The sequence below is a fragment of the Natrinema versiforme genome (genome assembly GCF_005576615.1).
GTDB classification, from domain to species: domain Archaea; phylum Halobacteriota; class Halobacteria; order Halobacteriales; family Natrialbaceae; genus Natrinema; species Natrinema versiforme_A.
The window spans coordinates 1,977,569-2,000,457 of sequence record NZ_CP040330.1 but is presented as its reverse complement, the minus strand read 5'-3'; the positions used below and the strand labels follow the sequence as shown (position 1 = coordinate 2,000,457).

Annotated in this window: 22 protein-coding genes and 1 tRNA gene; 16 read left to right on the top strand and 7 right to left on the bottom strand. The window is 65.6% G+C overall.

Annotated features, from left to right (window positions below; translation table 11 throughout):
* The first annotated feature begins 11 nt into the window (after positions 1-11).
* Positions 12-410, top strand: a complete 399-nt coding sequence (locus FEJ81_RS09775) for a hypothetical protein (RefSeq protein WP_175416392.1) — start codon at positions 12-14, stop codon at positions 408-410.
* 204 nt (positions 411-614) lie between these two features.
* Positions 615-1,208, top strand: coding sequence for an NADPH-dependent FMN reductase (locus tag FEJ81_RS09770; protein ID WP_138245114.1), 594 nt, complete (start codon positions 615-617; stop codon positions 1,206-1,208).
* Between the two features lie 21 nt (positions 1,209-1,229).
* Here the strand turns inward: FEJ81_RS09770 and FEJ81_RS09765 are convergent, their stop codons facing one another.
* Positions 1,230-1,874: a hypothetical protein gene (locus FEJ81_RS09765; protein ID WP_138245113.1), complete on the bottom strand. Its 645-nt coding sequence runs from the start codon at positions 1,872-1,874 to the stop codon at positions 1,230-1,232.
* 468 nt (positions 1,875-2,342) lie between these two features.
* On the opposite strand from FEJ81_RS09765, the gene FEJ81_RS09760 reads away from it, so the two are divergent.
* The 6 genes from FEJ81_RS09760 to FEJ81_RS09735 all read left to right on the top strand — a co-directional run bounded on the left by FEJ81_RS09760 (position 2,343) and on the right by FEJ81_RS09735 (position 10,346).
* Positions 2,343-2,894, top strand: coding sequence for a hypothetical protein (locus tag FEJ81_RS09760; RefSeq protein ID WP_138245112.1), 552 nt, complete (start codon positions 2,343-2,345; stop codon positions 2,892-2,894).
* Between the two features lie 167 nt (positions 2,895-3,061).
* Positions 3,062-4,114: a DNA-methyltransferase gene (locus FEJ81_RS09755; protein ID WP_138245111.1), complete on the top strand. Its 1,053-nt coding sequence runs from the start codon at positions 3,062-3,064 to the stop codon at positions 4,112-4,114.
* Between the two features lie 127 nt (positions 4,115-4,241).
* Entirely contained in the window at positions 4,242-7,397 is a 3,156-nt protein-coding gene (locus FEJ81_RS09750; RefSeq protein WP_138245110.1) for a PAS domain-containing protein, read from the top strand.
* A gap of 109 nt (positions 7,398-7,506) precedes the next feature.
* Positions 7,507-7,812 carry a HalOD1 output domain-containing protein gene (locus FEJ81_RS09745; RefSeq protein ID WP_138245109.1) on the top strand — a complete coding sequence of 102 codons (306 nt, stop codon included), beginning with the start codon at positions 7,507-7,509 and terminating at the stop codon, positions 7,810-7,812.
* 125 nt (positions 7,813-7,937) lie between these two features.
* Complete coding sequence (locus tag FEJ81_RS09740; protein ID WP_138245108.1) at positions 7,938-8,816, top strand: universal stress protein; 879 nt, start codon at positions 7,938-7,940, stop codon at positions 8,814-8,816.
* 126 nt (positions 8,817-8,942) lie between these two features.
* Positions 8,943-10,346 carry an aryl-sulfate sulfotransferase gene (locus tag FEJ81_RS09735; RefSeq protein ID WP_138245107.1) on the top strand — a complete coding sequence of 468 codons (1,404 nt, stop codon included), beginning with the start codon at positions 8,943-8,945 and terminating at the stop codon, positions 10,344-10,346.
* Between the two features lie 92 nt (positions 10,347-10,438).
* On the opposite strand, the gene FEJ81_RS09730 is transcribed toward FEJ81_RS09735, so the two are convergent.
* Positions 10,439-10,960, bottom strand: coding sequence for a DedA family protein (locus tag FEJ81_RS09730; protein ID WP_138245106.1), 522 nt, complete (start codon positions 10,958-10,960; stop codon positions 10,439-10,441).
* A gap of 159 nt (positions 10,961-11,119) precedes the next feature.
* On the opposite strand from FEJ81_RS09730, the gene FEJ81_RS09725 reads away from it, so the two are divergent.
* On the top strand, positions 11,120-11,629 hold the full coding sequence (locus FEJ81_RS09725) for a metal-dependent hydrolase (RefSeq protein WP_138245105.1): 510 nt from the start codon (positions 11,120-11,122) through the stop codon (positions 11,627-11,629).
* 20 nt (positions 11,630-11,649) lie between these two features.
* Here the strand turns inward: FEJ81_RS09725 and FEJ81_RS09720 are convergent, their stop codons facing one another.
* Positions 11,650-12,144, bottom strand: a complete 495-nt coding sequence (locus tag FEJ81_RS09720) for a metal-dependent hydrolase (protein ID WP_138245104.1) — start codon at positions 12,142-12,144, stop codon at positions 11,650-11,652.
* A gap of 73 nt (positions 12,145-12,217) precedes the next feature.
* Positions 12,218-13,237 carry a lysylphosphatidylglycerol synthase transmembrane domain-containing protein gene (locus FEJ81_RS09715; protein WP_138245103.1) on the bottom strand — a complete coding sequence of 340 codons (1,020 nt, stop codon included), beginning with the start codon at positions 13,235-13,237 and terminating at the stop codon, positions 12,218-12,220.
* A 393-nt stretch (positions 13,238-13,630) separates the two neighbouring features.
* Between FEJ81_RS09715 and FEJ81_RS09710 the strand changes: the two genes are divergently transcribed.
* From FEJ81_RS09710 to FEJ81_RS09690, 5 genes are all read left to right on the top strand, one after another.
* Positions 13,631-15,217: a sulfatase gene (locus tag FEJ81_RS09710; RefSeq protein ID WP_138245102.1), complete on the top strand. Its 1,587-nt coding sequence runs from the start codon at positions 13,631-13,633 to the stop codon at positions 15,215-15,217.
* Between the two features lie 129 nt (positions 15,218-15,346).
* Positions 15,347-16,207 (top strand): hypothetical protein, encoded by an 861-nt coding sequence (locus tag FEJ81_RS09705; protein ID WP_138245101.1) that lies wholly within the window; start codon positions 15,347-15,349, stop codon positions 16,205-16,207.
* A gap of 86 nt (positions 16,208-16,293) precedes the next feature.
* Positions 16,294-17,277 (top strand): glycosyltransferase family 4 protein, encoded by a 984-nt coding sequence (locus FEJ81_RS09700; RefSeq protein WP_138245100.1) that lies wholly within the window; start codon positions 16,294-16,296, stop codon positions 17,275-17,277.
* A complete protein-coding gene (locus FEJ81_RS09695) occupies positions 17,278-18,375 on the top strand; it encodes a glycosyltransferase (RefSeq protein WP_138245099.1) in 1,098 nt (365 codons plus the stop codon). It abuts the gene before it with no gap.
* A gap of 277 nt (positions 18,376-18,652) precedes the next feature.
* Positions 18,653-19,909 (top strand): hypothetical protein, encoded by a 1,257-nt coding sequence (locus tag FEJ81_RS09690; protein WP_138245098.1) that lies wholly within the window; start codon positions 18,653-18,655, stop codon positions 19,907-19,909.
* Between the two features lie 3 nt (positions 19,910-19,912).
* On the opposite strand, the gene FEJ81_RS09685 is transcribed toward FEJ81_RS09690, so the two are convergent.
* On the bottom strand, positions 19,913-20,224 hold the full coding sequence (locus FEJ81_RS09685) for a hypothetical protein (protein ID WP_229504694.1): 312 nt from the start codon (positions 20,222-20,224) through the stop codon (positions 19,913-19,915).
* Positions 20,225-20,342: 118 nt separating this feature from the next.
* Here FEJ81_RS09685 and FEJ81_RS09680 point away from each other — a divergent pair, with 118 nt between their 5' ends.
* Positions 20,343-20,651, top strand: a complete 309-nt coding sequence (locus tag FEJ81_RS09680) for a hypothetical protein (protein WP_138245097.1) — start codon at positions 20,343-20,345, stop codon at positions 20,649-20,651.
* A 325-nt stretch (positions 20,652-20,976) separates the two neighbouring features.
* Here the strand turns inward: FEJ81_RS09680 and FEJ81_RS09675 are convergent.
* Positions 20,977-21,127 (bottom strand) — tRNA-Met (locus FEJ81_RS09675).
* Positions 21,128-21,319: 192 nt separating this feature from the next.
* On the opposite strand from FEJ81_RS09675, the gene FEJ81_RS09670 reads away from it, so the two are divergent.
* On the top strand, positions 21,320-22,480 hold the full coding sequence (locus FEJ81_RS09670) for a DUF7115 domain-containing protein (protein WP_138245096.1): 1,161 nt from the start codon (positions 21,320-21,322) through the stop codon (positions 22,478-22,480).
* Positions 22,481-22,578: 98 nt separating this feature from the next.
* On the opposite strand, the gene FEJ81_RS09665 is transcribed toward FEJ81_RS09670, so the two are convergent.
* Positions 22,579-22,860, bottom strand: a complete 282-nt coding sequence (locus FEJ81_RS09665) for a hypothetical protein (protein WP_138245095.1) — start codon at positions 22,858-22,860, stop codon at positions 22,579-22,581.
* Positions 22,861-22,889: the final 29 nt, after the last annotated feature.

The following is a 22,889-nucleotide window of genomic DNA, read 5'->3' as shown; positions in this document are numbered from 1 at the left end:
TACGAGCACGTATGAGTCGGACACGATCCGCAGACGGTGCGTCGGTGCTGGTCGAACGAACGGCCGGGCTGACGGCGGCACTCGGCGCGTTCGTCATGGTATCGACCGTCGTTTTCACGGTCACGGGAACGATGGGTCTTCACAACGTGCTCGTCGGTGCACTGACCGCGATCCTCGCGTCGTTCCACGCGTACCGAACGGGTGAGAAGCGGTCGCCGAGTATCGTCCTCGCGGCGATCCTCGCGCTGCTCGGTATCTGGATCGCGGTCGCACCGACGGTCGCCTTCGGCGTCGATCGCCAGCTGGTACTCGGGATCTGCGGTATCGCCGGTGCGCTCATCGCGATCCTGTCACTCGCCGGCGTGTACGGGAGCTTCCAGACATCGAGCACCGCTGCAGCGAGCGCGTAAGGCCGATTCCGCCGATTCCGTTTTTCCGCGACGTCCGTTTCGGCAGTCGATCGTCACCCGATTTCGATCGCCAGCACACTTCGCAGAACTCGCGGTGAACAGCGCCGACACGGCCCCGAATCCGTCCGATCGAGACGAACGGCATTCGTGTCAGCGTCCGTTTCGTTCGGACCGTTTTTCCCGTTCCCCGTCGTCCGGAGGGCCATGAGCGACAGCGATGTCCGCGTGGTCGCACTCTGTGGCAGCCTCCGCGAGGAGAGTCACACCCGGACCGCACTCGAGGTCGTGCTCTCGGCCGCTGAGGAGGCCGGAGCCGAGACGGAACTGCTCGATCTCCGCGAGTACGAGTTGCCGATCTTCGACGCGGATCGCGATCGCGAGGCGGCCGGCGACGCCGAGAAACTGGCGGCTCGCGTGCGCGCGGCCGACACGATCGTTCTCGGGTCGCCGATGTACCACGGCTCCTACGCCTCGCCGCTGAAGACGGCGATCGACTACTGCGGATTCGACGAGTTCGCGGACGCGACCGTCGGACTCCTCGCCGTCTCGGGCGGGGCCTTTCCCGTGACGACGTTAGAACACATGCGCTCGGTCTGTCGGGCGCTGAACGCGTGGGTGATCCCCCACGAGGCGGCGGTTCCGAACGCGAGCGCCGCCTTCGAGGACGGCGAGTTCGTCGATCCGAAACTCGAGACGCGGGTCCGAACGCTGGGCCAGCGGGCGGTCCAGTACGCGGCGATCGAACCGGATCCGGCCTCCTTCGAGAGCGATCAGAACGTGGGCGCACAGGGGAAGTGAGCGGCCGATACCGCCGCTTTGTCAGGGATCGAGGAGCCGCTGGAACCGGCGCTGGTGGGCGACGAAAGCGAAGAGCGCGAAGACGAGTGCGCCGATGTGGAGGGCCTCGATCCGGACGACGACCGTCGTGAACCCGAGCGCGACCGGCGCTGAGGAGAGCCCCCAGTCGGTAAACCACGCGGTCGCGAGCAGCGCCGACGCACCGGCGGCCATCAACACCCCCGGGACCACCGGCGTGAACGTCACGTCGTAGTTCGCCGGCAGCCTGAACGCGTATCGCTCGAGGACGAACTGTGCAGTGAGGATTCCGGCGAGGAAGGTCGTCGCGATGGCGGCACCGGTGGTGCCACCGATCAGTTCGGCGGCGAGCAGCCAGACGACCCAGCCGGTGGTGAGGACGACCACTGCACTGAGTCGGTGTGGCTCGAGGAGGTCGTCGAGTTCGCTGACCGTCGCGCCGAAGATACCCGTTCTGAGCAGGGAGCCACAGAAGAGGATCCCGAGCCCCGCGAGCGCGGTCGATGTCGTCCGCGAGCCGACGACGAGACCGAACCAGAGGCCGACCGCGAGGGTTTCGACGGCCGCCGCCGAGAGCGCGGCGGTGACCCCGACGACGCGTCGCCGCGTCGTTCGGCCGAGCACCTCCGGCTGGCGGATGACGCTCATATCACGTCTCCTTTCGGCGGCATCCCTTTCGTTATGGAAGGCATTCTCCGAGCCGAGCCACGACTGGCCGCTCCGATGTGACCTTATACCGCGGGAAGATTCCGATTTATCGATCGCGACGGCGGTCCGATCGCAGACGACGGCGCTCGTTGCGCTCGGCGCGACCATCGATCGCCCGCGTCCGCGCGGACGAGTACCCCTCCGCGAACGGTCGCCGGTCGGCCAGTCGATGAGTGACGTCCCACACGCTCTATTTCCCCAGTACAGGGCATCTCTCGAGGGACGCGCTCGAGCCGCCGATCGGTACTGTACACTGCTATCGCCCCGCACCCTGATAGTTGGAGACTCAGTAGACGATCGTTATACGACGTGTTGGGGCGGGTAACTTTACAATAATACGTGTCGAGCCCGGATCACTGACGGAAACAGGGGATAGAACTATGTACGGCGGTGTGGTCGTGGCGGATTATGCCCGAGATGGAACAACAAGACAAAACGCTGTCCGAGCTCATCGTCAAAGAAGCGATCAACAAAGGAATGGACTCTCCCATGCGCGACTCGATTCTCGAGGCCGTCGAGGAATCCGAGGGCTCTCGATCCGGCGGTCGGCTGCCGCTTGCCGGGGCCCTGTTCGGCCTCGGCGCGGCCGTCGGCTTTCTCGTGGGCCGACAGTCGCCGGAACTCGAGGACTCCCCGATCGAGGACCTCGAGGAGCCGGAGATCATCGAGGACGTGATGGAGACGACGGAGGAGACCGGCGGGATGTCCGAGATGACGGAGGAATCCGAGTCGGAGACGGACGACTCCGGCTCGCGACGACTTCCGGGGATCCTCCTCATGCTCGGTGCCGTCGCGGGGGCAGTGCTCCTCCGGCGTCGCCTCTCCTCCGGCGAGGAAGAGGAGTGGGAGCCGATCGAGGAGTTCGAACCGGCGACGGGCGGGGAGTCCGAGGAGGAAAGCGAGACGGAGGACATGGCGGAGTCCGGAGCCGAGGAGACGGACGAGGAAATCGAGGAGTAACGCCGACCTGCCGTCCCGACTGGATTCGACCGTTTCCGGTCGGTCGCTGTGTCCTGCTCGTCGTTTTTGATCCCTCACTCGCGTCCCATCGCCGACCTCGGTACCCGACGGGCTCGAGCGCCGCCTGACGAAGCACCTAAGGGAGCCACGCCGACAGTGTGAACCCAATGGAGACGACCCACCGCGTGTTCGTCGGTGACTCTCGCGATCTCTCGGGGGTGGACGACGAGTCGGTCGAACTCGTCGTCACGTCCCCGCCGTATCCGATGATCGAAATGTGGGACGACCTCTTTACCGAGCTCGATCCCGCCGTCGGCGACGCGCTGGCCAACGGGGACGGCCGCGCCGCGTTCGAGGCGATGCACGCCCAACTCGAGCGCGTCTGGGACGAACTCGAGCGGGTGCTGGTCGATGGGGGGATCGCCTGTATCAACGTGGGCGACGCGACCCGGTCGGTCGACGGCAGCTTTCGGATTTACCAGAATCACGCCCGCGTGCTCGAGGCCTTCGAGGAACGCGGGTTCGAGCCGCTGCCGGACGTGCTCTGGCGCAAACCGGCCAACAGCGCGGCCAAGTTCATGGGCAGCGGGATGATTCCGCCGAACGCCTACGTCACGCTCGAGCACGAGTACATTCTGGTGTTCCGAAAGGGGGCCGAGAGCCGCGAGTTCGAGCCCAAGGCCGACCGCCGGTACGAGGCTGCCTACTTCTGGGAGGAGCGCAACCAGTGGTTCACGGACGTCTGGACCAACGTCACGGGCGAACTGCAGTCGATCGACGCGACCGACGACGAACTCCGAGAGCGGTCCGCGGCCTACCCGCTCGAGATCCCTTACCGCCTGATCTGTATGTACTCGGCTTACGGCGACACCGTCCTCGACCCGTTCTGGGGGACCGGGACGACCACGCTCGCGGCGATGTGTGCCGGCCGGAACTCCGTCGGCTCCGAACTCGAGGACGCCTTCCTCGAGGTGTTCGACGACGGCGTCGACGAGGTCCCGGCGCTGTCGCGGTCGGTCGGCCGGGCGCGCCTCGAGCGCCACCGGGAGTTCGTCGAGCGCCGCCGCGAGGACGGCGAGGGGTTCGAGTACGAGGCCGACTACTACGAGACGCCGGTCGTGACGGGGATGGAACGCGGCATCCGACTGCGCGAAGTCCGCGATATCGAGGGGATCGACGACGGCTACCGGGTCGAGCACGCGCCGCTCGTCCTCGAGTGAGTCATCGCCGGACCGTTTCGATCTCTTCCGTCTCTCGTCCACCCGTTCGGGAGTGTCTCGACAGTGGTTCGCTCGTTGAAACTGCAACCGACGCGAAGTTTTTACCCGTGCCGACCTACCCAGCGGTATGGCCCGCGGTCTCGAGGACGCCGAGACGACCCCGGTACACGCCCTCGTCGTCGGTTCGTCCGAGTGGATTCGAACGGCGACGGCGGGGCTCGCAGACGAGTCGGTGACCGTGACGGACGCGGTCGCGACCGCGTCTGCGGTCACTGACGGACAGCTCGACGCGGCGAACTGCCTCCTGACCGACGACCGCGACGTGTTCGACGCCGTCGGCGAGGCGTGTCCGATCGTCTACGCCGTCGATCCGGCGCGAACCGAGTCGATCGACCGCCTGCCCGGCGATCCCGACGTGATCGCCAAGACGACGATTCAGGAGCCCCGGCTCCTGGCCCAGCGGCTCCGCCGGGCCGTCGAGTTCGCTGCGATGCAGCGAACTGTCGACCGGCGAACGGAGCGGTCACAGACGTTGATCGAACACTCCTCGGACCTGTTGCTCGTCATCGACGCCGACGGCGATATCTCCTATGCCAGCCCGGCCGTCGAAGACGTCGGGGGATTCGAGCCCGACGAACTGTGCGGGACCCACATTCGCGACTATATCCGCCCCGACGACGCGCAAACGGTGATGGACGCGCTCGACGCCGTTCTCGAGTCCGATTGCGGCGCGTCACGAACCGTCGAGTACACGTGCCAGCACGCGGACGGGGACTGGTACGTCCACGAGGCCGTCCTGACGAACCGACTCGAGGACGACGCCGTCGATGGTGTCATCGCTTCGATTCGGGACATCACGGAGTATCACCGCATCGAGCAGGAGTTGAGCGAGTCGTTCAAGCGCGTCACGGATTCGTTCTACGCGCTCGATGCGGACTGGCGGTTCACGTATATCAACGATCGCGCGCTCGAACAGCTCGATTTCGACCGATCGGATATCCTCGGCCGGCATATTCTCGATGTCTTCCCGGAGATGACCGGGACGGTCTTCCAGCACGAGGCCGTCGAGGCGATGTCGTCTCAGGAGCCGCGGACGGCCGAAGGGTACTACGAGCGCTACGACGCCTGGATCGAGGCGCAAATCTACCCCTCGCAGTCGGGGATCTCCGTCTACTGGCGGGACGTGACCGAGCGCGTCGAGCGCGAGCGGGACCTGACCGAGCGGACGGAGCGGTTACAGACACTGGTCGAGAACGTCCCCGTCGTCCTGTTCGCCCTCGACGACGAGGGCACCTTCACGCTCTCGGAAGGCAGCGGACTCTCGAACCTCGGCTTCGACCCCGAGGACGTCGTCGGCAACTCGTTTTCCGATCTGCTCGAGGACTATCCCGAGGCCTGTGCCGACGCGGAGACGGCCCTCGAGGGGGAGACGGTCACCTCGCGCAGACGGCTCGGTGATCGCGTCTTCGAAACGTGGTACCGACCGATCACGGACGACGACGATACCGTCGACCGCGTGATCGGGGTCGCGAACGACGTCACCGAGCGGGTCCAGTATCAGGAGGCGCTCAACGCCTTGCACGAGGCGACCGGACACCTGCTGACCGTCGACTCGAAAGCGGACGCCTGTGAGTACATCGTCGACATCGCGACCGACGTGCTCGATCTCGACGGCGTCGTCTACCGGTTCGACGATCAGGCGAACGAACTCGTCCCGGCGGCGTGGTCGCCGGCCCTCGAGTCGGCGTTCGGTTCGCCGCCGCGGCTCCAGCCGAACGACAGCATCGTCTGGGACACGTTCGTCAGCGGTGATTCGTCGGTGTACGACGATGTCAGAGACGCGGCCAACGTCTACGACGAGTCGACCGCCGCCCGGAGCGGTCTCTACGTCCCGCTCGGCGAACACGGCGTCTTCGTCGCGCTCTCGGCCGAACCCGCCCAGTACGACGACGACACCGTCGAACTCGCCCAGCTGTTCGCGGCGACGGCCGAAGCCGCGCTCGATCGCATCGGACGGACCCGACGGTTACACGACCGCGAGCGCGAGCTCAAGCGACAGAACCGTCACCTCGAGCGGCTCAACGAGGCCAACGAGGTGCGCCAATCGATCGAACAGCTCCTGTTGCTGGCCGAGTCCCGAACCGAGATCGAGCGCGGAGTCCCCGAACTGCTCGCCGAACTCGAGGACTGTTCGTTCGCGTGGATCGGCGAGCCGGACCCGAGCGGCAATCAGCTGCAACCGCTCTCTCGAGCCGGTCTCGAACGGGAGTATCTCGACGCGGTGACGGTAACGACGGTCGACGAGTCGGCCGCCGAACCGGCGGGACGGGCGGCGCGCACGCGAGCGCCGGTCTCCGTCGAAAACGTCGCCGAGTCGGTCCACGACGGCGAGTGGCGGGGCGATGCGCTGTCGCGAAGCTTCCAGTCCGTCTACGCCGTGCCGCTCGTCTACGACGGCTTCCTCTACGGCGTCCTGTCGATCTACGGCGAGGAACGGGACGCGTTCGACGAGACGCTCCGGTCGACGCTGGCGGAACTCGGCGAAACGATCGCCTACGCGATCGATGCGGTCAAACGGAAGAACGCGCTCGTGAGAGACGACTACACCGAAGTGGAACTCGGGGTCGCGGCCGATGCGACCCTGTGTCGACTCGCGGCGTTTCTCGGCGAACCGGTCTCCTACGAGGGCACGACGGTACGGGCCGACGGCTCGGAGATCGCGTTCGTCGCCGTCGAGGAACTGGCGGACGATCCGGCCGAATGCATCGATCGCGGTTCGATCGACGGGATCAGCGGAGTATCGACGATCGCCGAGCACGAGGACCAAACGCTCCTGCAGGTACAGCTGACCGATCCCTTCCTCGGATCGATCGCCGATACGCACGGCGCGCGATTGCGCGAGTTCGCGGCCGACGAGTCGGGTGGCCGCGCGATCATCGACGTGCCGGAGGCCGCCGAAGTCCGCGCCGTTCTGTCCGGGATCACCCGAAGCGGTCCGTCGGTTTCGATGGTCGCTCGGCGCGAGCAGCGAACGGACGATCCGTCCGCGCTCGGCGGCCCCGCGCGCAACGCCTTGCTCGGTCGGTTCACCGACCGGCAACGCGAGGTCGTCCAGACGGCCTACCACGGTGGATTCTTCGAGTGGCCGCGACAGGCTACTGGCGAGGACATCGCCGCGTCGCTGGATATCTCCTCGCCCGCCTTTCACAAACACGTCCGGTCCGCGGAACGGAAGCTGTTCGCGGCGCTGTTCGAGGGGTCGACCGCGGCTGACATTAACTGATTAACCCTCTATTTCGAACGGCGTTACACAGTTAACAATCAGACTCTTTACGATAACTCGTGAACGGGTAAATGACTTCCCACGGACGTACTGGGGGTACGTACAATAAATGACAGAAATGACTTCACGATCACCGTCGACCGCGATGGGGGATCACTATTCCGTGCAATACGATAGACTCGACGACGAACCGCTCAGCGTTGCCGTTGCAGACGCCGTCGCAACGTTCAGTAACGAAGACGTCACCGAACTCGAACCACTCCATTACTCGATCAACGCCGATGCGCTCGAGCGGCTGTTCGAGCCGCGTGCGAACGGCCTGCGCTCCGGCGGATCGGTAACGTTCGAGTACAGCAACTGTCTGGTGACGGTCACTGCTGACGGCGAGATTCGCGTCAAGTCGCCCGAGCGCTAAGGGCTCTCTTTCGCGCCGATAGTTGCGATTTTGACGCTGTCCCTCTTTTTGCTCGTCGTTGGCACGAGTCGACCCCGACAACGACATCCCATAAACGTAAGCGGATCGGTACCGAACCGCTATCCATGACTACTCGACTCCTCGTCCCGACCGACGGGAGCGACTCCGCGAGGGCGGCCCTCGAGCACGCGCTCGATATCGCCGCCGACCGGGAGGCGACAGTCCAATTGCTCTACGTCGCGGACACGAAGAAACCGAGTTTGACCCGGCTCGGAACGGACGTCGTCGACGTTCTCGAGCGAGAGGGCGACGAGATCCTCGATGCCGCGGCTGCGTTGGCCGAGGATCGAGGCGTCTCCGTCGAGACGGATGTCGTTCAGGGCGATCCGCGGACCGCGATCGTCGAGTACACGACCGGCGGCGAGTTCGATCTCGTGGTGATGGGCGCCCACGGCCGGCGCGGAATCGGCGAGTACGTCCTCGGGAGCACCACGGATTGCGTCGTAAACCGGAGTGGGATACCCGTGTTGACCGTTCGTGCGGCCGACGAAGCGAGACGGGTGTATCCGTACGGCGACGTGCTCGTGCCGACGGACGGCAGCGACCACGCGTCGGTCGCGCTGGACCGAGCCGCGTCGGTCGCCGCGCGACACGACGCGACGTTGCACCTGCTGTCGGTCGTCGACGAACTGCCGGAGGTGATCGACGCGGGATCGACGCAACTCTCCTCGCAACTCGAGGAGAACGTCCAGGCCGTCCTCGACGAGGCCGAAGCGACCGCGAGGCGAGCGGGCGTCGACGAGATCAGGACCTCGATTACGGCCGGCCCCGTGCCTCGGGAGATCACGAGCTACGTCGACGAGGAGGAGATAGACCTCGTCGTGATGGGGACCCACGGCCACACCGGGCTCGACCGCCACCTGCTCGGGAGCTTCACCGAGCGCGTGATTCGGACATCGCCCGTCCCCGTCCTGACCACGAGACGCGCGGACGAACTGGAGTGAGCGCCGCGGTGACGACCCGATGGGTCCGCCGAACCGACGGCGAAACGAGTTCGAACCCGACTGTCACAGACTGCAAACGACGGACAATGGTACTTCGGAGGGGACAGCAGTATTCGGTAGTACTCAATGCCTGACCGATCACGCCCCCCGCTCGCTCGGGCCCGATCGATTCTCACGCGAACCCGGCTCCGGGTCGCGTTCGTCGTCGTTATCCTCCTCTCGGCGGCCGTCGTCGCCGGCGCGGCGTCGAACGACCTCTCGACGGCGACGGAAGACGACGTACCGGAGGCACCGTCGACGGAGAACCACACGGTCGTCACCGAGTCCGGACGGGCCGGCACCATCACCGCCTACGAACCCGACGGTGAGGTCCTCTATTACAATAATACGCGGACGAAGTACTTCGACGTCGATCCCGTCGAGGGCGATCCGTTGACGGTCGAGTACACCGCGACGGACACGATTCACTCCGAGGGCTCGACCTGTTCCGAGCCGCCGTGTGCGCGCAACGTCATCGAGCGCGCGAACCTCTCGACCGGCGAGGTCGAGGTGCTCTACGAGCGCTACGATTACAAGGAGACCGCCGGCGAGTGGCACGACGCGGACCGCATCAACGAGACTCACGTCGTCGTCGCCGACATCGTCGCGGATCAGGTATTCATCGTGAACACCGAGACGGAGGTCGTCGAGTGGCTCTGGGACGCCCAGAGCGACTACCCCGTCGAGGGCGGCGGCCCCTACCCGGAGGACTGGGCGCACATCAACGACGTCGAATACATCGAGGAGGGCGAGATGGAGGGCCGGATCATGGCCAGCCTCCGGAATCAGGATCAAGTCGTCTTCCTCGACCGGGAGGAGGGGCTGGTCGACGACTGGACGCTCGGCGCGGAGGACGAGTACGACATCCAGTACGAACAGCACAATCCCGATTTCATCCCCGAAAGCGAGGGTGGACCGGCCGTCGTCGTCGCCGATTCCGAGAACGGCCGCGTTCAGGAGTTCCAGCGCGAGGACGGCGAGTGGACCCGTAGCTGGGAGTGGGCGGACGACCGAATCCAGTGGCCTCGAGACGCCGATCGACTGCCCAACGGGAACACGCTCATCACCGACACCCACGGCAACCGCGTCATGGAGGTCAACGCCTCCGGCGACGTCGTCTGGCAGGTCGAATCGACGCTCCCCTACGAGGCCGAACGGTTAGAGACCGGTGCCGAAAGCGAGGGCGGGCAGAGCGCCGCGGAACTCGGCCTCGAGTCCCGGACGACGGCCGAGAGCGACGACGAGAGCAGTGGGCTCTTCGGAGTCGATCCGCTCGGCTTCCTCGGCGGCCTCCTCGAGTCGATCCTCCCCCATCGGATCTACAACGGCCTCCTCTTCGCGAGCCCGGTCTGGATGGGAGCGTCGGAGTTCGCGGCCGTCGGGATCGCGCTCCTGACGGGGCTGGTCTGGGCCGGCCTCGAGATCAGGTGGCAGCTCCGGGATGCGGGGGTCAGGTTCCGGCTCCCGGTCTACCGGCAGGGCAGGGACTGAGCCCTGATCGTGACCTCGACGACGTCGCTTCCTCGCTTCGTGACGGTTCCGACGCCGACTGCGGTTCCCGCGACAACCGGCCGCGCTCATGCTCAGACGAGCAGATAGCCGCCGAGCAGGTACAGGCCGGCCAGAATCGACTGGAAGGACAGCGAGCCGACCGCCGACAGGACGAGGAACGATCGGCCGTCCATCTCCGATAAGCCGGCGGGGACGGTGAGCAGCCCCCGGACGAACAGCATCGTATTGCTCGCGGCGACGGCGAGACTTCCCCACCGGTCGAACCAGCCGTCGAACCGCTCGAGTCGCGACTCGGTGACCGGGAACCAGCGCTTTCGCAGGACGTACTCCCGCCCGGCACGACGGACGAGCCCGAACAGCAAGAGTTGGCCGACCGTCGTCCCGACGACTGCGAGGGCGACGATCATAACCGCCGTTGGAATCGACGATCCGATCAGCGCCAGCGCCGACGGCACGACGAGCTCGCTGGGCATGAACCGCAGCAACATCGCACCCTCGAGGACGCAGATCCCGAACAGCACTGCGAGCCCGAGTTCCGAGGTGAACAGGGACTCGAGCCAGGGCGGCGTTTCGGTGAGTTGGAGGGGAACCATCGCGTTCGTCGTCTCGAATTTGACCGTATCGGACGACTGAAGTCGTGGGCTTGCAGTTGCAGCCGTCGTAAGTACGTGCGCTCTCGTGGTCTCAGATCCGCGTTCGGCGATCGGAGCGCGGCATAACTTATATCGGGGTCTCAGTCGATAGGTGAGCCAATGGAACTCGGGCTGGTTTTCTTTCTCACCGTCGCGTTCGCGACACACGCTCTCGTCGGCGTCGCCCTTGTTCGCGGGTTCTCCGATGTCGGTCCGCGAGTCGGGCCGTGGCTGGGGGCCGTCTTCGGGTTCGTCCCGGACGCGGACTTCCTCTTCCCGGCGGCGTGGGGGTGGCCGTTCGTCCACCGTGGGATAACGCATTCGCCCCTGTTCGTGCTGTCGGTCGTGGGCGGGGTGTACGCGCTCAGTCGCCGTCGCTCGTTCGCGCTCGCCGCCGGGCTCGCGACCGGGTCACACCTCGTCATCGATTCGCTCTCGCCGATGGCGATTCCGTGGGTGTTCCCGTTGCGGGCGACGTGGACCCCCGGACTGGATGTCCACGGCGTGATCGCGACGCCCCTGCTCTGGTCGGTATCGCTCGGCATCGTCGCGCGGCGCACCGACGATTTAGACGCCGTCAAACAGTGGTGGTCGCGAGACGGCAGCGTCCGAGGCCGTCAGTCGGAGTAACTCGCCGATCGCCACCGCCATCACACCGGCTGACCGGCTGCCAGCAACAGCGACGCCAGTAACGCGGCCGAGCCGGCGAGCAGAAACGCGCGATTGATCCGGCCGTTCTTCGATTTGAACCACTCGAGCGTGACGTGGACCCGCGAAAGGGGCGCGAACGGCGAGATCCCCATCGGCGTCACGATATCGCCCGCGAGGTGTGCGAGAATCCCGCAGGTCCCGACGACGAAGCCGAATCCGAACCCGAAGCCGCCGTCCGCCCCGAAACTCGAGCGAGCGACGAACACCGTACCGATCCCCGCCACTGAGCCGAACAGGAGAGCGAACCAGACGGTGTGGGTCGGGCCGCGGTGGTCGATCCGCTCGACGTTCTGGTCGATATCGGGGAGGTTCGCCGCCGCGAGCGCGAGGACCGCGCCCCAGAGCGCCAGTTCGAGCGAGTAGAACGCGCTCACCAGCGGCACGAACGGCGCGTACAGAAGCGCGTTGAATCCGGCGTGGCCGTCGCGATACATCGGTCTCGAGTCGTCTCTCTCTCTCTCTCACTCGGGGATCGGACGGGTTAACTGCTCGGCCGGCGTGGCCGACTCACAGGACGTTTCGCATCCCCAACGCCGACACCGAGGCCCCGCCGACGAGTATCGGCATCCAGTAGACCGCGCCGCGGAAGATCAGGACGGCCGCGGTGACGATCGACGCTTCGATACCCGTCGTCGGGACGAGCAGCGTGACGAACGCGGCCTCGATCCCGCCGAGCCCGCCCGGGAGCGGGGCCGCACCGGCGATGTTCGCGAGCGGGATCACGAACAGCAGGATGTACGGCGGGACGCTGTAGCCGAGAGCAGCGAAGGCCGCCAGCAGCGCGGCCACCTGAAAGAGCCAGCCACACAGCGAGAGCCCGACCACGGCACCGAGTCGCCAGCGGTCCGTCGCGATCCGCTCGATGTTCTCGAAGAACCGCCCCATTCGGTCCGCGAGGTCGTCCTCGAGCGTCTCCGAGTCGAATCGCTCGAGGCCGAGCCTGCCGAGACGGGGCGCGATGATGGCCGGGAGTCGGTCGATGATCGTCTCGCGGTATCGCCAGACGAGGCCCATGACGAGCAGGATGCCGCCGATCAGCACGACGGCCGATCCGACGGCCGTCTCGAGGCGGTCGCCGACGGCGGCGGTGGTCGCGTAGTAGCCGACCCCCACGAAGACGAGCGATATCGAGGGGATCACGTTGAGGACGTCGACGCTCGCGATCCCGACGAGACCGGTCTCGTAGCGGGAGCCGGAGACCTTCGAGATGAGCAGCGCCGCGATCGGTTCGCCGCCGGCCTGTCCGAACGGGGTGACGTTGTTGGCGAAGACGGCACCGGCATAGACGAGAAACGACTTGCCGAGCGGGATCTCGACGCCGAGCGTCCCGAGAACGGTCCGGAGCATCAGACTCCAGACGGCTAACCAACAGAGCGCGAGGGCGAACGTCGCCGCGACGAGCGACGGCCGCGCCGAGAGCAGGGAGTCGAGGATAGAGCGCGCGCCGACGATGAACACGAGGACGGCAAACACCGCGATGGCACCGAAGGCACCGATGAGAAACGTGCGCCGGTTTCGCTCGTCCATGGCTGGTATGGAATCTCAGTCGACTTGAAACGTCTGATCGATCGCGGCGAGCGGGCTCGGTCGCCTATCGCGATCCGCCGTTTCGGGCGATCGAGACGCTCGGTCCTCCGGTAGGACAGGCCCCCTCGAGCCGTTCCGAGAAGCCGGTCTCGTCTCCGCTATCGACGGCCCCTCCCTTCAGGGTATCCCGTTCAATGACTCACTACGGCGCCGGCGAGACGATTCCGATACCGTACCGGCTCCATAACAAATTGTGCGCCCGGTCGAATGCACCCAGTGAGTCACCTGAACTCTTCTGCCGTCCCGTCAGCGCCCGCTCTCCGATGCAGTAACGGGGTGGGCTCACGGTCGACCGCTCGCGAGACAGCAGCCGTACAGGGGACGGGGACGGCGATGGAGACGGAACCCGGCACCCGCCAGTCGAACGTCCTCTTCGTCGTCCTGGATACGGTCCGGAAGGACCGTCTCGGGCCGTACGGCTACGAGCGGGGGACGACGCCCGAACTCTCGGCGTTCGCCGAGGAGGCGACCGTCTTCGAGTCGGCGGTCGCGCCCGCGCCGTGGACCTTGCCGGTCCACGCCTCGCTGTTTACCGGCCTCTACCCGAGCCAGCACGGGGCCGATCAGGGGAGTCCCTACCTCGACGACGTCACTACCCTCGCGTCGGTGCTGTCGGCGGCGGACTACGACACGGCGTGTTTCTCCTCGAACGCCTGGATCACCCCCTACACCGGCCTGACCGACGGCTTCGACGCCCACGACTCGTTCTTCGAGGTCCTGCCTCGAGACGTCCTCTCGGGGCCGCTCGCGAGCGCGTGGCAGGCGATCAACGACAACGATTACCTCCGAGAGATGGCGTCCAAACTCGTCAGGCTCGGCGCGATGGCCCACGAGAAACTCGCCAGCGGCGAGGGGGCCGACACGAAGACGCCGTCGGTCATCGACCGAACGAAGTCCTTCATCGACGACAGCGAGAGCGACGAAGGCTGGTTCGCGTTCGTCAATCTGATGGACGCGCATCTGCCGTACTACCCGCCCGAGGAGTACCGCGAGGCGTTCGCCCCCGGTGTCGACCCAGATACGGTCTGTCAGAACTCGAAGGAGTACAACGCTGGCGTCCGGGACATCGACGACGAGGAATGGGCGGACATCCGGGCGCTGTACGACGCCGAAATCGCACACATGGACGCCGAACTCGGTCGCCTGTTCGACTGGCTGCGCGCGACCGGCCAGTGGGAGGAGACGACCGTCGTCGTTGCGGCCGACCACGGCGAACTCCACGGCGAACACGACCTCTACGGCCACGAGTTCGCGCTCTACGACGAACTCGTCAACGTTCCGCTGCTGGTGAAACACCCCTCCCTCGAGGCCGAGCGGCGCGACGATCTCGTCGAACTGCTCGACTGCTATCACACGACGCTCGACGCGCTGGCCGTCGATCCCGACGCCGCGGTCGGCACGGGCGGGGACGACGTCCCCGTCGCCCTCGACCCGACGCGGTCGCTGCTCTCGAGCGAGTACCGAGCGTTCGACGGCGTCTCGGATCCGGACCCCGGCCAGCGAGCCGTCCTCGAGGCCGACGGCAACGCCGACTACGCGTTCATCGAGTACGCCCAGCCGGTCATCGAACTCCACCACTTGGAGCAGAAGGCGAGCGAGGCCGGCGTCACGCTGCCGGCGGATCACCGGGCCTACTCGCGGCTCCGCGCCGCGCGGGGCACTGACCGGAAGTACGTTCGCGCGGACCTCGTTCCGGACGAGGGCTACCGGCTCGACGACGATCCGAGCGAGGAGTCGCCGGTCGATCCCGCGGACGACGACCGCGTCGCGGCCACCGAACGGGCGCTCGCCCGGTTCGAAGACGCCGTCGGCGGCGCGTGGGACGATCCGACCGAGACCGACGCCGATGCTGGGGACGCGCTCGAGGAGGCCGACGAAGCGACGCAGGATCGGCTCCGCGAACTCGGCTATCTGGAGTGAACGTCGTCCTCGATCCGGCTGGCGAAACCCTGGGCAAGCGTGGCGATCCGTCGGATCGAGCGAGTCGGTTCCGGTGACTTTCAGGAACCAATAAGAATACAGTGGTCGACTCGAAAGGTACCGCAACTAATGGAGGACCAGCACTTCCTCGAGTCGGAGTGGGACTACTGTCTCGTGCTGGATGCGTGTCGGTACGACGTGTTCAGCGAGGTCTATGACGAGTATCTCGACGGGACGCTGGAAAAACGCTGGAGCGTGGGATCGTCGACCCCGGAGTGGGCCTACCGGACGTTTACCGGCGATCACGATATCGCATACTTTTCAGGGAACCCGTTTATTAACGATCTCGGTATCCCACTGAACGAACTCAAATGGGGGGCCAGTTGCGACTACGAGTGGTCGGCAACCGAGCACATCAGCGACGTCTTCGACGTCTGGAAGACCGGCTGGGACGACGATCTGGGGACGGTGCCACCGGAGAGTATCGCGGAGGCGTTCCGGAACAATACCGAGGCCGTCGAGCAGGCCGACCGGACGGTGCTCCACTACATGCAGCCACACGCGCCCTACCTCTCCCGCGGAAAGGGCCAGAAGCTCAAGCAGATCCAGAAGGGAATCCGCAAACAGGAGGAGGCCGAAAAGGCCGAAACCGATGGCGGCGGCGCACTCTCGTCGCTCGGCGATACGATTCGCCCGAAAGTCGAAGACAAACTCGAGGGCAGCGAACTCGCCCAGAAAGCGGGGCTCTGGCTCGAGCTCGACCCCGCGGACCTCGTCAAGAACGGGACTCGAGAGGCGGCCCTGGAGCTGTACGAAGAGAACCTGCGGATCGCACTCGAGTCCGTCTCGGAGTTGGTCGACGAACTCGACGGTCGAGTCGTCGTGACGGCCGACCACGGGGAAGCCTTCGGCGAGGAGGGCGTCTGGGAACACCACATCGAGACGCACATCCCGCCGCTAATGGAGGTACCGTGGCTCGAAGTCGAGTAACGTCGCAGTCGACCGACCGTCGCGAGCCTCGATTCGGTCCCGGATCCGCGAGTGTCAGACGGTCGTTACGGTTGGTGTAGTCCGGTATGAAGATCAGCCACTACTTCGAGTTCGAGGACCACGTCACCGGCGGGATCCGCGAGTCCGTCGTCCACCAGCGGAAGATGCTGGATCAACTGGACCTTCGGTACACGACGGCACCGACGCTCGAGGCCGACGTTTTTCACTGCAACCTCATGGGCCCCCGATCCGTTTGGTACGCCAAACGCGCTCGCTCTCGCGGCGTTCCCGTCGTCGCGAACACCCACGTCACCGCCGAGGACTTCGGGGATAGCTTCCGATTTACGAACGCGCTTGCCAAACCGCTGCGACCGTACCTCGAGCGGGCCTACGGGCTGGCCGACGCGCTGGTCTGTCCCTCCGCGTACAACCGCCGGCTGATCGACACCTACGCGGACGTACCGACGACCGTGATCTCGAACGGCGTCGACCGCGAGAAACTCGAGGGGTTCGAGTCGCTCGAGGCCGAGTACCGCGAGCACTACGACCTCGAGTCGCCCACCGTCTTCCTCGTCGGCCACGTGATCAAGCGCAAGGGCCTCGAGATGTTCGTCGAACTGGCTCGCCGACTGCCCGAGTTCGACTTCGCGTGGTTCGGCCCGCTCGATCTCTCCCTGAAGGGGCGGGAAACGACGAGACTGATCGAGGAGTCGCCGGACAACTGCACGTTCACCGGCTACGTCGACGACATCCGCGGCGCGTACGCGGCCGGCGACATCTTCTGTTTCCCGACGCACGAGGAAAACGAGGGGATCGCGCTCTTGGAGGCGATGACCGCCGGGAAGCCACTGGTCGTCCGGGACATCGAGACGTTCTCGTGGCTCGAGGACGGCGAAGACTGTCTGAAGGTTGCCGATTCGGGCGCGGACGGGTTCGTCGACGCGCTGGAACGGCTCGACGACCCCGCGCTCCGGGATCGGCTCGGAGCGAACGCGGCCGACCGCAGTGAGGCGTTCTCGCTGTCGTCGGTCGCGAACCAGTATCAGTCGCTGTACGAGGAGGTGGCCTGAATGAAAATCGGATTCTTCACTGACAGTTATTTCCCCGAGATCGACGGCGTAACGTACACGATCAAACTCTGGCGCGAAGTGCTCGAACGGAACGGCCACGAGGTGTACGTCATCTACCCGGACGGCGACTACGAACCGGGCGAACGCGAAATTCCGGTCACATCGCTCCCGAACCCGTTCTACGCCGGCTACCGGATCCCGCTTACCAAACGCACCTCGACGCTGCCCGACCTCGACATCGTCCACTGTCACGGCCCCGCGCCGATCGGCATCCTCGGACGCTACTACGCGTGGAAACACGACCTGCCCACGATCTACACCCACCACACGCCGCTCGAGGAGTACTTCCACCAGAGCATCAAACTCGAGTCGGTCGCGAACCTCCTCTCGAGCCTGTACGTTCCCGTCGAGAACAGCTTCCTCGGCAGTTTCGATATCGTGACCGCGTCGACGGAACGGATCGACCGCGACGTCGAACACGTCCAGCTTCCGGTCGGGATCGATATGGATTTCTTCCAGCCGACCGAGGAAGACTGGTATCCCGACCGGACAGTGATCGGCTACAGCGGGCGGCTCAGCATGGAGAAAAACGTCAACGAGATCCTCCGGGCCGCCGAGGAACTCCCTGAATACGACTTCGTCATCGTCGGCGAGGGCCCCTATCGCGACTCCCTCGAGCGAAACGCGCCCGACAACGTCGACATCCGGGAGTTCCTCCCCCGCGAGGAGTTACCCGCCTTCTACTCCTCGATCGATACCTTCGTCACCGCCTCGACCGCGGACACCCTCGGGCTCTCGACGCTCGAGGCCAACGCCTGCGGGACCCCCGTCGCGGCTACCGACGCGCCGCCGTTCGACCGAACGATCGGTTCCGACAACGGCGAGCGCTTCGAGTACGGCGATCTCGACTCGATGGTCGAGGCGATCGAAACGTCGCTGGCGACCGACTACGAGACCAGAGTGGCCGTCGAACGCTATTCCGTCGAGTACACGATGACCAACCTCGAGCAGCTGTATCACAACGTGCCGCTCTCGAAAGACGAGGCCGCGACGGTCGTCGAGAGTCCGTGGGGACTCCCCGAGGAAGAGCGGAGCTGAGGTGATACTCGGCGGTCGCATTGTTCTCTCGGTACGCTCGAGCGAATCGGATCAGAAGCGGCAGTACCGTTCTGTCTGATTGACTGCTATACTATCAAGAATTTCACGGACAGAGGGTCTGACGCGGCCGAGGAGAAGACCTATATGCGAACCGTCTAGCCTGCCACGTAACCCAACGGACGGGACCGGACCCGCCGTTCGCCACCATGCTATCTCGAACACGCACCGACGGAGGTGACCGGCTATCGATCGGCGGACGCTGATCGCGCTCGGGGCGTTGGCCCTTGTTCTCGTCGTGCTGGTCCTCGGGTCGACCGCGAGTACCTCCGCTCCGCCGGCTGACCCGGCAGTCGACCGGCAGGAACAACTGGTCACCGTCGACGGAAACTCGTCGCTGTGGCCGTACACGAGCAGCGCGACGACGTTCGAGCAGCGGACGCTCGCGATCAACGTCATTGCCGCCGGCGATCCCGCGGAGACGCGCCGTCACTTGGAGGAACGGAGCCGCGGCGACTGGAACGAGACCAGACCCGATCAGGCGGACGTCGGTACGGCGAGCGAGGACACGACCGCGACGGAAAACGAAACTGCGGTAGCCGAGGAACCCGCCGGCACGGCGACGTCGTGGGGGCACGCCGACGGCTCGACCCGATACGTCTACGTCGCCGCCGAAGACGACCCGACCGACGGCGTGTGGCTCGACGAGAGCTACCAGTTACACGACGGCGACTACCTCGGCTCGCGCCACCACATTCGGGCCTACGAGTCTCCCCACGACGGCGACGAGTGGACGGCGATGCAGGCCCATCAGGAACACTGGGACTGGTTCCGGCTCAGCCACACGGTCACCAGCGCCGAGAACTCACAGCGATACGTCGAACGCGAGTTCATGGACCGCCGGTCCGTCTCGACCGTCTCGCGCGAGCATCTGGGCAACGGCCGCGGCTTCGACTCCGACGGCTGGGTGGCGATCGTCGACCTCGAGACCGGGGGCGACGACCCGCCGGTCCCCATGGGGACGGTCGCCGTCCTCTCGGGTGCGATGCTCGTCGGCCGCGTCGCCTCGCGGACCGCGCCTCGAGAACTGGTCGCCCCGCGCGTTCGCCACGCGTTCCTGTTGGCCGGGTCGCTGATCGGGCTCTACCTCTTCGTCAGATTCGGCGCGGTCGGCCTCGAGGCGCGACTCGGCGATCTCGATCCCCGAGTCATTGCGGGCGCGTTCTACCCGCTGCTCGCGGTCGGACTGCCGGTCTGTACGTACGCCTTCGCGCGCCCGCTGGATCGGTCGACAGCATTCGCCGCCGCCTCGGTCGGGTTCGCGACGGCGATCCTGCTCGATTACACCCTGCTCGGGGTGACGCGACTCCCGGTCAACGTGTTCGTCCATCGGTTCTCGACGGCGATCGCGCTCGGCTTCATCGCCGTCGGCGCGTCACACGCGGAACGGATCGACCCCGAGGACCACGGCTTCGTGCGAATGGGGGCGCTCCTCTGGGTCGTGACGCTCCTCGTGCCGCTGCTCCGATTTCTGTAACGGTCAGTGCTCCAGATCGTCGGGACTCCGATACGGCCGCGACCACTGCGTCGTCGCCTGTGTGTAGCCCACGACGCCGACGAACGTGACGACGTAGCACAGCCACCGCGGGACGCCAAAGCCCTGTATCCAGATCGTCATCACGAGCGCCCACGCGACGAGCACCGCCGTATCGCGACAGATTCGCTCCCCGTTGTGTCGGCAGTAGGCGAGCAACCGGCGGCGCCGCGACTCGAGGACCGGGCGGTTGTCGCCGTCGGTCTCGGTCCCGCTCTCGACGGCCGTGGCGGCTCGATCGAGTTTCGCTCGACTCACTCTGCCCCACTGCTTCGCGAGCGGTGGAATACGCTTTTTGGTTCGACCGATCGGCCGCGGCCGCCCACCCGTGATCGCATGCGAAGACGTAACCCGCACGCGACACGATTGTCACCCCATGGCTGCCGACGACGATCGACTCGAGGGAGAGACCGTGACCGGGACCGGAAGCCGCCTGTCACGCCTTCGAACTCGAGTGAGGACAGGAGTCACGGATCGGCTCGAGCGGCTTCGCTGGTGGTACGCACTGCGAGTCGCCGGCGCGCCTCGCTGTGCGGTCTGTGGCGACGAAGCGGCGTGGATCGCGGAAACAGAGGGCGAACCGCGCTGTTTCAAGCACATTCCCAGCGAGGGGATGGAGGCGATTCGAGAGGTCCGACCGGAGGACTGCAGGACCGATTGGGATGCTGTCGCCGACGGCTCCTGATCGTATTTAGGGTCTCTCGAGCGAGAGGGCGATTGTGACGGTCCGTTCGCTCTACGAGTGCATGCTATAGAGTCCCCAGTGGGCGTGAGACACCGGTTCGGCACTCTCTTCGAGCATCTCGATGGTGCCACTCGTCTTCGACCGATGATGATTATAGGAAACATGTTCAGGGAGGGCTCCGAACCACGGAAAGACTCACTCCGTTCGTCTTTCCTGCCTTGCGCTCACTTCGTTCGCACAAGACCTACGGGTTCGTCGCCCCATCTCGGGCACTGGCTTTCAGACTCGTCACTCACTCCGTTCGTGACGTTGCGTAGAAAGCCAGTGCCCGGGGAGGGCTCCGAACCCTCGATCTCCGCATGTCCCAGGTCCGAGGCTCGGCAGTCCTCGAGGGACACGGAGGCTTCCAAGGCGAAACCGCACCGAATCTCTGAACCCTATGAGTGCGGCGCTATGTCCAGCTAAGCCACCCGGGCTCGGTTACGAGTAGTGCGGTCCGTTTCTTTAACCTTTGTATTCGGATCCGCCGTGCAACGCGGACCCACGGAGCGATCGCCCGCCGCTACGGGGTCGGACTCAGTGACAGGACCGGTGTGCTCGCGTGAGTCGCACGGAACTGCGGGTGTGGGCTAGCAATCTTTATCAAACGGTGTTACGAACAGCGCCCCATGAGCGTTCCCGGCATCGTCCACTCTACTCTCGATGGCGAGGAGATCGCCGCGCGGGTCTCTCTCGGCAGCGACGACGAACTCTTCATCACTCCCACGAGGACGATCGTCTACCGTGCCGACGGTCTCCTGAGCGACGAATCGGCCGACGAATACCCCCACGACGCCGATCGGTTGACCCTCTCCGAGGGGCGGCGCAAGACGAAATTCACCCTCGAGTACGCACTCGAGGGCGAGCGATCCTTTGCCGTGCCCGCGGGGAAAACCGACGACGTATTACATCCCGTCCTCGCCGGCGTGTTGAACGGCAACGAGATCACCGGGCCCGGCGAGACGGTCATCAAGCCCTACCGATTCAGCGAACTGACGCTGATCATCACGAGCGATCGGCTCGTCAAACACATCGGCGGTGCGGTCTGGGACGAGGACTTCGAGGAGTACCACTTCGACGACGTGACCAGCCTCTCGTTCGAGGACGGCAGCGTCGCCACCCAGATCGTCCTCACGGCCAACGGCCGGCCCCAGCGGATCAAGGCCCCCAACGAGGAAGCGAACGATCTCCGGGAACGGCTCCAGCGGGCGCTGTTCGACTACCACGACGTCGGCTCGCTCGAGGAACTCAACGAGCAGATCGGCGTCGACGACGAGCCGACCAGTAGCGGCGGATCGGTCGACTTCGGCGGCGGCGTCGACCCGCTCGATGCCGACCCGCCTGAACCCGACGATCGCGACGTGACCGCCGAACAGACGACCGAGACGGCGGACGCCGGATCGACCGATCCGCTCGCCGGCGGCGCGACGGACGATGTCGCGACCACCGAAGCGGCGACGGCGGGCGACGGGCAGTCGGCCCAGTCGTCGGCTCGAGCGGCCGCGGAAACGGACGAGCACGCCACAGAGCCCGATACCGTAGCGGGGAGTACGGAAGCGGAGACCGGGTCCGTCTTCGAGGAGGTCGCTGAGACGGAGCCGTCGGCCCCTGCCGACGCCGGTTCGACGCCAGCGGCGACTCCCGAGTCGGCACCCGCGGCCGAGACCGACCCCGAACTGCTGGAGCGACTCGATTCGCTCGAGGACGCGGTCGAACGGCAAAGCGAGATCATCGAGCAACAGCAACAGACGATCGATCAGCTGATCGCGGAACTCCGGCAGGGCCGATAACGATCACGGGAGCGGCGGAGTCCGTGTCTTTCTCTCTTCGGATTCGAACGCACGATTGTCGGCTCGGTGGACCGTCGATCTCCGCAGACTCCTGGTGGTCACTCGCTGAACGGCGGGACGTAGTCGAGTGCGACCGCAGCGATCGCGGCGCCGAGAGCGACGAACACGGTGCCGACGACGACGCCAGTCCGAGACGGTCCCACGAGCAGTCCGTACACGCCTGTGACCACGAAGAGTAAGGCAATCGCGAGCAGAAAGACGGTTCCGAGCACGTCAAGCAACGCGTCCGTGATCGCGGTTCGAAGTACCGTGTAGAGTTCGCCTTGCGTGAGCCCGTGGGCGTCACCGGGATCGGCGTCTCCGTCGGTATCCGTCTCCATACCGCAGAATGTGTTGATATAGTTATAAA